The sequence below is a fragment of the Polaribacter sp. P097 genome, assembly GCF_036864555.1.
Classification (GTDB): Bacteria; Bacteroidota; Bacteroidia; order Flavobacteriales; family Flavobacteriaceae; genus Polaribacter.
This window is the reverse complement of sequence record NZ_JAZETJ010000001.1, coordinates 1,493,170-1,505,073: the sequence shown is the minus strand read 5'-3', so window position 1 is coordinate 1,505,073 and position 11,904 is coordinate 1,493,170. Positions and strand designations below refer to the sequence as shown.

Below are 11,904 nucleotides of genomic sequence, written 5' to 3'. Positions count from 1 at the left end.
TATTTATTCAGCTAAAGCAATTGCACAAATATAGCCACCTGTCCAAGCATTCTGAAAATTAAATCCACCTGTTACAGCATCAATATTTAAAACTTCACCTACAAAAAATAAATTTTTATGCTGTTTACTTTCAAAACGTTTAAAATTTATTTCTTTTAAATCTACACCACCAGCAGTTACAAATTCATCTTTAAAAGTAGTTCTACCATTTGCATTGTACAAACCTTTTGTAAGCTCATTGGCCAATTGTTCTAATTGCGTGTTTTTTAAATCTGCCCAATTCTGATTTTTAGAAATACCAGAAAATAGCACAAAACGTTCCCAAAGTCTTTTTGAAATTTCTGTAAAAGGAGATTTTAAAATTACCGTTTTTCTTGGTTCTTTCTTCTTTAAATTTAAAAGTACGTTAAGAACTTTATCTGTAGACCTAGATAACCAATTTACTTCTACATTGTATTGGTAATTTTTATCAGCTAAAATTCGAGCCCCAAAAGCAGATAATTTTAAAACAGCTGGCCCACTCATTCCCCAATGTGTAATAAGCAAAGGGCCTGAAGCTTCTAGTTTTGTGCCCACGATATTTACAGTGGCATTTGGTACAGAAATACCCAATAAATCTACCAATCTTTTATCGTTAATGTTAAACGTAAATAAAGAAGGTACTGGTTCTACAATCTTATGATCTAAAGTTTTACAAAGCTCCCATACTTTTTTAGAACTACCAGCTGCTATAACTACCTTGTCCGCAATAAAATCTTTATTTTTTGTGTTGACAACCCACTGTTTTTCTTGTTGATAAACTGAATTAACACCAGTGTTTGTTAACACTTTAATTCCTAATTTATCAACAGAATTTTGAAAGCAATCAATGATTGCCTGACTTGTATTTGCTTCTGGAAAAACTCTATTATCACTTTCAATTTTTAAAGGCACTCCTTTGTTTTCAAACCACTCAAAAGTATCTCCTGTCATGAATTGATGAAAAGGGCCCAACAATTCTTTTTTTCCTCTAGGATAAAATTCAATCAACTCTTTAGGCGTAAAACAAGCATGTGTTACATTGCATCTACCTCCTCCAGAAATTTTTACTTTCTGCAATACATCTTTTCCTTTTTCTAAAATAATGATGTCTAATTCAGGATTGTTTTCTTTGGCATTTATGGCTGTAAAATAGCCAGCAGCTCCACCCCCAATAATTATTACTTTACTCATAAAATCATTTCTGAATAGGTAAGAATTGTTTCAAATCCTTTATTTTTAAAATATTTAGGTGTTTCTTGATTTCCTGTGGCTAATACAAAATCTCCACCCCAAGCTCCTAAACTTTTAATCTCTCCAAAATAATCTGGAAATAGCTTTTCTTTAACAGGCTGTAATTTTATGATTGAACTTATAATTTGTTCGTGTTCTACAAGAAGTGTGTCGAATTCATGAAGCGAGTTTACTTTTGGAAACGTCTCTGAAATTTCTGAAATTCGATTAATTTGTGCACTATAATCTATATTACTTTCTCTAAATTTTGCAATGCCTTCTTTAGAATCTTGCTTTTGATTTAAATACACAAAATATAAATTATCTTTAAACTCAGGTTTAAAAACCACTGAATCAACTAAAGGTTTCTGCTCTTTTATTTGATAATATATAGGTGTATCATTTTGCGCACATGCAATATCATATCCACTACCTTTAAAAGAGTTCCATAATAATTGAAAAGCATCAACTTTAGCCCAAGATGCAATAGAATTTATTAATGTAGATGAACTGCCTAAACCCCAATTTCTTGGAAAATTTAGTTCGGTTTTTACTACAAAACCATGATCTACATCTAGAAAATCTGGGTTTAATCTTTTTGCCTCTGCTAAAATATCTAATAAAGTTTCTGCTATAAATTCAGCACTTCCTTCTTTGTCTGAATTAAAAGTACAATTTACTAAACGTAATTTTGGTAAATCAAAAACTGCTTCAAACCAACAATTACCCGTATTTGTAAAACTAGCCCAAATTAAATTAGGTTCTTTAATTTTTTCTACACTTAAGTTTTGCCCGAATTTTGTAGGTAATGCTAGTGATTTTGCACCATCTAACACGAGATACTCACCTGTAAGCAACAATTTTCCATTAGAATAATAGTTCATTACAGTAAATCGAATTGTTTAAAATGATGGGTAAAATGTTTTACTTGAAACTTTTTCCAATAATCGAAATCCAATTCTCCAAAAAATGGGTGTACCACAGTTCTACCTTCCTCTTTATTGAAGATCATTACAAATTGTTGTACTTGATAATCTAAATCATCTATAGCTTCAGCCAAAGAATTAAACTTTAATGGCACTGGACCATCAGATAAGAAAGAGGCTCTAAAACCCATTTGCAATTCGTTTTCTGAATTTAGAAATGGTTTTCTTCTTGCACTTTTTTCATCAGAAACAAAAACATCAACGTTCCAGTTACCATTTGCAATTTGGGTTACTGAACTTAAATGCTCAATCATTTGTTGCGCATTCATTTGGCCAAATACAGGTTTTGTATCTTCTTTTAAGTTTAATAATTTACTTCTAACATCATCAAAATTTAAGAAATTTACCCAATTCACTTTTGGCTTTCTAAGTGCTTTTATTTTTTCGACTACTGCAGAGTGTGATACTGTTCTTTCTTCAAAATACTTTTCTACAGCCTTTTTCTCATCTTCTGTAGCATCAAATTGATTCAATATATTTTGCAAATGCATTTTCATATGACCATGTTGAATACCTTTGGTAGTTAACGCTCTTAAAGCTGCATAATTTTGTGCTAAACCTGCTGCAGCCATAATTTGCATTAAGACTCTTGCAGATGGTTTTTGCAACATTTCTAGTGATAATCTAGCCATTGGATGTAAGGCTGTTAAACCACCTACAGTACCTAAAGCCAATGGAATTTCTATCCAAAACTTAAAAATACCATCATCTATTGTGCAATGAGATAAGCTTGAATAAGAGCCTTTTCTAGAAGCATAGGCATGTGCACCAGCCTCTACAGCTCTAAAATCATTACCAGTTGCTAATACAACAGCATCTACTCCATTCATTATACCCTTGTTATGCGTAACTGCTCTGTAAGGTTCTATTTCTGCAATTTCTACTGCTTGTTTAAATTTTTCGGCAAATTTCTGAGGATTCTCTCCTCCTAAATCTTCAATTTTACAGCTTACTTCTGCCCTAACTAAACATTCAGGAACGTAATTAGACAGAATACTCATGACAATTTCTATATCCTCATTTTCAAATTTCTTAGCAATTGCCTCTAAACAAGAATTAATGAAGTTTGCACCCATTGAATCTTTAGTTTCGAAAGTAACATGCAATTGATAATAATTGGCTAGCTTGTCTGTTTTATCAACCAAAGAAATATCTAAAATACCTCCACCTCTTTTTTCCATATTCTTTGTTATGGAAGCTGTAGCAGCATATAGCTCTGTCTTGTTTTTGTTAAAATAATTATGAAGCTCCTCTTTTTTACCTGCATACATAAAGTGTACTTGGCCTATTTTAGTGGTTCCTAAAACCTTGGTTTTAAAACCTCCTCTTGTACTCCAAAATTTAGCAACTTTAGAGGCTGCAGCAACTACAGAACTCTCTTCTACCACCATTGGTATTACATAAGTTCTATCATTAATAACAAAATTTGGTGCAACTCCAAAAGGCATGTAAAAGTTAGAAATTGTATTTTCTATAAAATCATCATGTAATTCTTGAAGGTTTTTATTTGCATTCCAATATTGCTTAATAATTGCAATGGATTCAGATTGATTTTGAAAGTAATTTTCTGTTAACCAATCAATTTTTTCTTCTTTGGTTAGTTTGGAAAAACCAGATATAATTTTGCTCATTTATGCAGATATAAACTATGTTCAACAAATATAAATCAATCTTAGAAAACAATGTAGAATAATCAAGATTTCTGATTTTTTAGGATATTTTTTGCTGATTTTTCCGTAAACTTGGCAAACTTTTATCAAAAACAAAGTCTAAATGAAAAAATCTATCATTTTAGCAACCTTACTACTTTCTATAATAGGTTGTACAAATACTAGTTCTGAAACCTCAAATAACACTTCTACTGGCACTAAAGAAATTACTCTCGAAGAAATTTGGGATGGTACTTTTTCTACAGAAAGAATGAATGCACTTAATTCTATGAATGGTGATTTTTATTCTTTGCTAAACAGAGATGAAGAAGGTAATACAACTGTAGACAAATATAGTTACAGCACTTTAGAAAAGGTAGAAACTATTGTAAGTAGTGCAGATTTGAAAGATTTAGATGGTTTTTCATCTTATAAATTTAATGCTGATGAAACTAAATTAATACTAGGTACTCAGTTTAAAAAAATATACAGACGTTCTTATAGTGGTACATTTTATGCCTATGATGTAGCTTCTAAAAAACTTTCTTTAATAGGGAAAGACATTCAAGAGCCGTTGTTTTCTCCTGATAATAAAAAGGTAGCTTATGCTAAAGACAATAACATTTACATTAAAGATTTTTCTAGAAATGCGTTAATACAAGTTACGAAAGATGGCAAGAAAAATAGTGTTATAAACGGAATTACAGACTGGGTTTACGAAGAAGAATTTGGCTTTGTAAGAGCTTTTGAATGGAGTAAAAACAGTAGATATTTAGCTTTTTTAAGATTCGACGAATCTGATGTACCTACTTTTTCTATGGATATTGTTGGTGATGCTCTTTATCCAAATCAGCAAGTATTTAAATACCCTAAAGCAGGTGAGAAAAATGCAGATGTTACTTTACATATGTATACTCTAGCAAATAAGACTACAAAGAAAATTAGTCTAGGTGATTATGAATACATCCCAAGAATTAAATGGTCTAATAACGATGCTATTTTAGTGGCAACTACCTTAAATCGTTATCAAAATAATTTAAAATTACACAAGGTAAATGCTTTAAGAAGTTCATCTACAGTATTGTTAAATGAAACTGATAAAGCGTATATAGACATTACAGACAATCTTACGTTCTTAACAGATAATTCTTTTATCTGGACAAGCGAAAGAGATGGTTTTAATCATATTTATCATTATGATTTTAATGGTAATCTTATCAACCAAATTACAAAAGGAGATTGGGAAGTAACCAACTACTATGGCTTTAATCCAACTAAAAAAACAATTTATTACCAATCTGTAGAAAATGGTTCTATAAATAGAGGTGTATACTCTATTGGTTTAGATGGTAAAAACAAAAAGTTGCTTAGTAATAAGGATGGTCAAAACTCGGCTGCCTTTAGTACTAACTTAAACTATTTTATAAATACATTTTCTACATCAGAAATTCCACCTATTTACAGTTTGTATTATGCTGAAGGAGAAATGCTAAAAGTGGTAAAAGACAATGCTGAACTTAAAGAAGAATTGGCAGAATATAAAATGAGTCCTAAAGAATTTTCTACCATTAACATTAATGGTAATGACTTAAATATGTGGATGATAAAACCTGTTGATTTTGATGAGAACAAAGCATACCCAATGTTAATGTTTCAATACTCAGGTCCTGGTTCTCAGCAAGTAGGTAATAGATGGAATGGAACCAATGACTACTGGCACAATATGCTTGCTCAAAAAGGTATGATTGTAGTTTGTATTGATGGTAGAGGAACAGGTTTAAAAGGTGCAGACTTTAAGAAAGTAACACAAAAAGAATTGGGTAAATTTGAAGTTGAAGACCAAATAGCTGCTGCTAAAAAACTTGCAGAACGCTCTTATATTGATGAAGATAATATTGGTATTTGGGGATGGTCTTTTGGTGGCTTTATGAGTACAAATGCGCTGTTAAAAGGTAGTGATATTTTTTCTACAGCAATCGCAGTTGCACCAGTAACTTCTTGGCGTTTTTACGATACTGTTTATACAGAACGTTATATGCAAACACCTCAAGAAAATGCAAGTGGTTATGATGAAAACTCACCTATCAACTATGCAGATAAATTAGAAGGAAATTATTTATTAGTTCATGGAACAGGAGATGATAATGTACACGTACAAAATTCAATGAGAATGATTAACGCCCTTATTGAAGCCAATAAACAATTTGATATGTTTATTGTTCCAGATAGAACCCATGGAATTTATAAAGGCGCAAATACAAGATTGAATTTATACACAAAAATGACCAATTTTGTAGAAGAACATTTAATAGAAAAAGCAAACAAAACAACTAAAGTAAAAGGATAATTATGTTAGATAAAGGAGTTAGCACAACTACAGCAGAACCAGAAATGTTTGGACATCCAAAAGGATTGTTCTATTTATTCTTTGCAGAATTATGGGAGCGTTTTAGTTTCTATGGTATGAGAGCGTTATTAACGCTTTATATGGTAAATGAAATTTTTAAAGCCATTGCAGAAAGAGATACAGCAACTGCAATCGTATATGCATCTTATGGTTCTTTAGTATATGCATCAACTGTTATTGGAGGTCAAATTTCTGATAAAATTTTAGGAATGCGTTCTTCTATTTTTCTTGGAGGAATACTTATGGCTCTTGGTCATTTTGTATTGGCAGTTGAAAATGATACTGCTTTCTTTTTAGCACTAGCTTTAATTGTAGTAGGTAATGGTTTTTTTAAACCAAACATATCCACTTTTGTGGGTGCTCTTTATAAAGAGGGAGATGTTAGAAAAGACTCTGGATTTACCATTTTCTATATGGGTATTAATATTGGTGGCTTTGTGGCTCCATTACTGTGTGGTTGGTTAGCTTTAGAATATGGCTATCACTATGGTTTTGGTTTAGCTGGTATTGGAATGATGGCTGGTTTAATCTTCTTTTGGAGTGGAATAAAAAAGAATGTTTTTGGCGATAAAGGAATGCCACCAAGCCAAGAAATCTATGAGAAGAAAATAATTGGAGTTCCTCAAAAAACTTTAATCCCAATTATTGCCTTTTTATTTGTACCAGTAATAGCTTATTTACTTGCCTCTTGGCAACAAAATTATGTAAGTGGAATCTTTAAATTTATTGGTTTTGCGGTTTTAGCTTATTTAGTCTATATCATGGTTAAATTAGATTCAGACGCTCGTAAAAAACTTATCATGGCAGTTTTAATTACATTTTTTATGACTTTATTTTGGGGTTTCCATGAATTATCGGGGAGTGTAATTACGCTTTTTGCCTCTAGAAACGTAGATTTAGCAGGTATTATGAGTGCAGCACAAACAAACGCATTAAATTCAATGTTTATTATTGTTTTAGCAATTCCAATCTCTTTACTTTGGGGATATTTAGCAAAAAGAGGTTTAAACCCAAGAACACCTTATAAGTTTGGATTAGGGTTACTTTTTGCTGGTTTATGTTTTTACATACTTTCTATCTCTGGAGCAAGTGCAGATGAAAATGGTTTAGTACCATTTGTATATCTTTTAGTTATGTATTTTATATTATCTATTGGAGAGTTATTTATGTCTCCAGTTGGCTTATCTAAAATTACGGATTTATCTCCAAAAAATATAGTTGCGTTTATGATGGGAGTTTGGTTTTTATCATCTGCTTTTGCATTTCAAATTGTAGGATTTATTGGTGAGCAATTGGCCATAGAAAGTACAGACAAAAATGTTGGAGGCTTAGAGACCTTAACAATCTATACAGACGGATTTCATTTAATAGCTATGTATGCCTTAGGTGCAGGTGCAATTGTATTGCTATTCTCACCTTTAATGAAAAAATTATTAGGTAACGTTCACTAATTAAAAATTATATACAAACCTCATAAACTAAAAATTTATGAGTACAATATCAACCAAAGAGTTTTCTTTACTAAATCATAAACCAGCACTATTTGTGTTGTTCTTTACAGAAATGTGGGAACGTTTTTCATACTATGGAATGCGTGCCATTTTCGTTTTATTCTTAACAGATTCTTTTGCTGATGGTGGCTGGGAATGGTCTAGAGAAAGAGCATTAGGCCTTTTAGCAATCTATACCAGTTCAGTATATATTACTCCTTTAATTGGTGGTATTATTGCTGATAAATTATTGGGTTATCAAAAAGCGGTAGCTCTTGGTGCGTTAGTAATGACTCTGGGGCATGCTTCTATGGCTTTAGAAACAGAAACCACACTATATTTAGGTATTGCTTTTTTAATAATTGGTAATGGTCTTTTCAAACCGAATGTAACTTCTATGGTTAGTGGTTTGTATGACAAATATCCTGAAAGAAAAGATGGTGCATTTACTATATTTTATATGGGTGTTAATGCAGGTGGATTTTTAGGTGTGCTTCTATGTGGATTTTTAGCTAATAATTTAAGTTACTCTTGGGGATTTGGTTTGGCAGGAATCTTCATGTTTTTAGGAACTTTACAATTTTGGTTTGGTAGAAACATCTTTGAAAATGTTGGTAAAGCGCCTAATAAAAATACTAAGAAAGTAGATTTAACAAAAGAAGTAGATCCAAAAAATGCAATTTTAGTTGATGCTGAAGTTCAAGAAGCTACAACCAATAGAAAAATCCAAAATGATAGGTATATTGTAGTTGGGCTTTTGGCTTTTTTTACTGTATTTTTCTGGTGGGCATTTGAACAAGCAAGTGGTTCTATGAATATTTTTGCTAGAGATTATACCCAAAGAGCTTTAAGTGGTAATGCTGCTCTAACTTTTAAAATAGTAGATGTTTTAGTATCCACAGTTCCACTTTTAATAATTTCTTGGGTGTTACTAAAATTATTCGGACAAACCTTTAAACAAATATCACTTTCAAATATCGTTTTAGGAATAAGTTTTCTAAGTATTTGGGGGTTTGTTATATGGAAACTTTCCATCATATTTTCATCAGAAACAACAGAAATTGAAGCTTCTTGGTTTTTAATTTTAAACTCACTTTTTATTATATTTTTAGCTCCGTTATTTTCTAAATGGTGGGAAAGTAAATTCAACCCTTCTGCAGCCGTAAAATTCGGAATTGGTATGATTTTACTAGGTATTGGTTTTGGAGCTTTAGCTTATGGCTCTAGTGATATTCCACAAGGAGCAAAAACAGCATCTGTAAGTTTAATATGGCTTGTATTGGCTTATTTATTTCATACAATGGGTGAACTTTGTATTTCTCCTGTAGGTTTATCTTATGTATCAAAACTAGTGCCTGCTAAGAAAATAGGTATGATGTTTGGTATTTGGTATCTAGTAAATGCAGTTGGTAATTTCTTAGCTGCAAAAACTGGTAGCTATATAGACCCAATTGTAGAGAAATATTCTATGTCTTATTTCTTTCTTATTTTTACAATAATTCCTGCAGTAGTTGGTTTAATATTTTTAGTGTTAAATCCTTTAATTAAAAAATTGATGCATGGAATTCGCTAATGAATCTTTGGCACATCATTTGCAAATAAATAATTATGAAAAAATTACTTGTTTTAATCGTTTTTACATTTGTTAGTTTTACTAGCAATGCTCAAGAAAAAATTAATTGGTTGTCTTTTGAAAAGGCTATAGAATTAAACAAAGAAAATCCAAAACTAATTTTGATAGATATCTATACAGATTGGTGTAGTTACTGTAAAAAAATGGACAAAGAAACTTATGCCAATGCTACAATTGCAAACTACATTAATAAGAATTTCTACGCTATTAAGTTAGATGGTGAAGGTAAAGAGGATATTAATTACAAAGGATATACTTTTAAATTGAAAGGTAAAGGTAGATCTAAATTTCATGAATTATCTGCTGCTTTGACGGAAGGTCAACTATCTTACCCAACCACAATTTTCATGACAGAAAAAGAGCAAATGCTTCAAAAAATTCCTGGCTATTTAACTGTAGAAAGGTTTGAGAAAATATTAGCCTATTTTAATACTGAGGCATATAAAGATCAAGAATGGGCAGATTTCGAAAAGGACTTCAAGAGCAATTTAAAACGTTAATTTTTTAGAATAAAAGCGCCATTCCTAGAAGTATCATGAAAAGGGATCTTCAGTTCTTTTGAAGTAGTTTTCCATCTTTGCACAAAACTTTTATAATTAGAACCATCTGCCACAATTTGCTTTGGTTCTAACTTTTTTATAAGACGTTTTAAATTAATTTTAGGAGATTGTTTCAATAGTACAATTTGATTCTTAAAACCGTCTAAATCAAACACGCCTAAACTATCAATTACTAAAATTTTCTGATGTTTAAATTGATAAATATTTGAAATATCGTTTTGATATTTAACGTCTATATCCTCATTAATTTTATAAGATTTTATTGCATTTGCTAATTTTACTTTCACTGGATCTAAGTCATGATGAATTGTGAAGGCAGTGCCATTTCTTTCGCCAAAAATGGAATTTCTAGACTTATGAAAAATAATAAATTCTTCTTTGTTTTCTGTTTGATAATTTTCAAACAAAACCAATCCTTGTAATATTAAAACAGAAAATAAAAAGTACACTAATGATTTTGCTTTTCGATTTGTAAAGAAATAAATACCAAAAGCAATCACTAAATAAATAGAGAGCATCGCTTTAAATGAAAGTGATATTTCTGTGAATAGAAAATCTTCTTGCTTAGAAATCCAACTTACAAAGTTGTTCATCAACGAAATTATTAAACCATAAACATCTGCCAAGAATTGAGGTAAAATATTCAATAATGCCAGTAAAATAATAAGAATTCCGCCTATTAGAATCAAGCCCAAAAAAGGTACAATAATCAAATTTGATAAAATGAATAAACCTGGAAATTGATGAAAGTAAAATAAACTTAAAGGCAACACCCCTATTTGTGCGGCTAAAGAAACAGTGGTTAGTTGCCATAATTTATCAAATAAAATATTTTTAGGCTGCCATAATTTATAAAACTTGGGTTGTAGAATTACAATACCAAAAACAGCCAAATAACTCATTTGAAACCCGACATCAAACAAAAACATGGGTTTAAAAATCAATAAGAAAAACAGCGATGAAATTAAAGAGAATAAAACAATGTTTTTTCTATTAAAGAACATCCCTATTGCTAAAAAAGTAAACATAGTAACTGCTCTAACAACGCTAGCTGAAAGCCCTGCAATAAAAGCAAACATCCAAAGAAAAATTACAATTAAAACAGTTTTTAAAATTTTACCCTTTTTTAATTGTTCTAAAGGTTTTAAAAGAATACTTAGAATGAGTAGAATTATACCTACATGCAAACCAGAAACTGCTAAGATGTGAATTGCGCCTGCATTTGCATAATCTTCTAATAATTCTTTAGAAACATGAACTCTTTTACCTAAAAGTAGCGCATTAATTACAGCCAATTCATCAGGTTTAAAATTGTACTTTTTTAAAGCGACATCAACCCTATTTCTGAATTGATCTGAATAACCAATCAAGGTATTGTGTGTACCTTTTTGAACTAAATATTCATTTTCATTTAAATATACTTGTTGATAAATGCCTTGTTTAATAAGATACTTTTTGTAATTAAATTGATAAGGATTTGATGGCTTATAAACCTCTTGAAACTCTGGTTTCCCTATTAAAATATCATCAATTGAATGTTCTATTAAAGTATGGTTCTTTGCAATATTCAGTAGAACTTTGCCACAAGTTACACTCGTATCATTTTTAATAACCTTTGCTTCGTATTTATGATAATAATCGTTTGGTTTTAGAACTTTAGTTATTTTAAAAAAAGAAAGTTTTTGATAATTAACCTGTTTACTGTAATGATTGCTGTAGTTTAAATCATTGTTCAAATAAACTAATGACACACCAATAAAATAGAACAATAAAAAACTTACAAGCGTTCGCAAAACCTTTTGCTTCATTAATAATAAAAGCAAAAGCACAAGAAATAAAAATCCGATTTTTAGAAAACCAAATTGCCAAATACTAAAATAAAATTGGCAAAGGATTCCTAAAATAACTTGCATAGCAAAATGCAAGGG

At 30.7% G+C, this 11,904-nt stretch carries 8 protein-coding genes and 1 pseudogene; 4 read left to right on the top strand and 5 right to left on the bottom strand.

Features of this window, described 5'->3' with window-relative positions:
• Window positions 1–3 precede the first annotated feature (3 nt).
• The 4 genes and pseudogenes from V7R38_RS06910 to V7R38_RS06895 all read right to left on the bottom strand — a co-directional run.
• On the bottom strand, window positions 4–1,212 hold the full coding sequence (locus V7R38_RS06910; protein WP_334056959.1) for an NAD(P)/FAD-dependent oxidoreductase: 1,209 nt from the start codon (window positions 1,210–1,212) through the stop codon (window positions 4–6).
• Complete coding sequence (locus V7R38_RS06905; protein ID WP_334056957.1) at window positions 1,209–2,135, bottom strand: GYDIA family GHMP kinase; 927 nt, start codon at window positions 2,133–2,135, stop codon at window positions 1,209–1,211. Before V7R38_RS06905 ends, V7R38_RS06910 begins: the two co-directional genes overlap by 4 nt.
• Window positions 2,135–2,368 (bottom strand): DUF1569 domain-containing protein, encoded by a 234-nt coding sequence (locus V7R38_RS06900; RefSeq protein ID WP_334057130.1) that lies wholly within the window; start codon window positions 2,366–2,368, stop codon window positions 2,135–2,137. The genes V7R38_RS06905 and V7R38_RS06900 overlap by 1 nt, the downstream gene beginning before the upstream one ends.
• Before the next feature lie 231 nt (window positions 2,369–2,599).
• A pseudogene (locus V7R38_RS06895) lies at window positions 2,600–3,868 on the bottom strand (hydroxymethylglutaryl-CoA reductase, degradative); the annotation flags it as partial.
• 142 nt (window positions 3,869–4,010) lie between these two features.
• On the opposite strand from V7R38_RS06895, the gene V7R38_RS06890 reads away from it, so the two are divergent.
• Genes V7R38_RS06890 through V7R38_RS06875 form a run of 4 tightly spaced genes read left to right on the top strand, consistent with a single transcriptional unit; the run spans window position 4,011 to window position 9,916 of the window.
• On the top strand, window positions 4,011–6,233 hold the full coding sequence (locus V7R38_RS06890) for a S9 family peptidase (protein WP_334056955.1): 2,223 nt from the start codon (window positions 4,011–4,013) through the stop codon (window positions 6,231–6,233).
• Between the two features lie 2 nt (window positions 6,234–6,235).
• Complete coding sequence (locus V7R38_RS06885) at window positions 6,236–7,744, top strand: peptide MFS transporter (protein ID WP_334056953.1); 1,509 nt, start codon at window positions 6,236–6,238, stop codon at window positions 7,742–7,744.
• 37 nt (window positions 7,745–7,781) lie between these two features.
• The gene (locus V7R38_RS06880) at window positions 7,782–9,356 is read left to right on the top strand and encodes a peptide MFS transporter (RefSeq protein WP_334056951.1); all 1,575 of its coding nucleotides are present in this window, start codon (window positions 7,782–7,784) and stop codon (window positions 9,354–9,356) included.
• 35 nt (window positions 9,357–9,391) lie between these two features.
• Window positions 9,392–9,916, top strand: coding sequence for a thioredoxin family protein (locus V7R38_RS06875; RefSeq protein WP_334056949.1), 525 nt, complete (start codon window positions 9,392–9,394; stop codon window positions 9,914–9,916).
• On the opposite strand, the gene V7R38_RS06870 is transcribed toward V7R38_RS06875, so the two are convergent.
• Window positions 9,913–11,889: a ComEC/Rec2 family competence protein gene (locus V7R38_RS06870; protein WP_334057128.1), complete on the bottom strand. Its 1,977-nt coding sequence runs from the start codon at window positions 11,887–11,889 to the stop codon at window positions 9,913–9,915. The two genes, V7R38_RS06875 and V7R38_RS06870, sit on opposite strands and share 4 nt — an antisense overlap.
• Window positions 11,890–11,904: the final 15 nt, after the last annotated feature.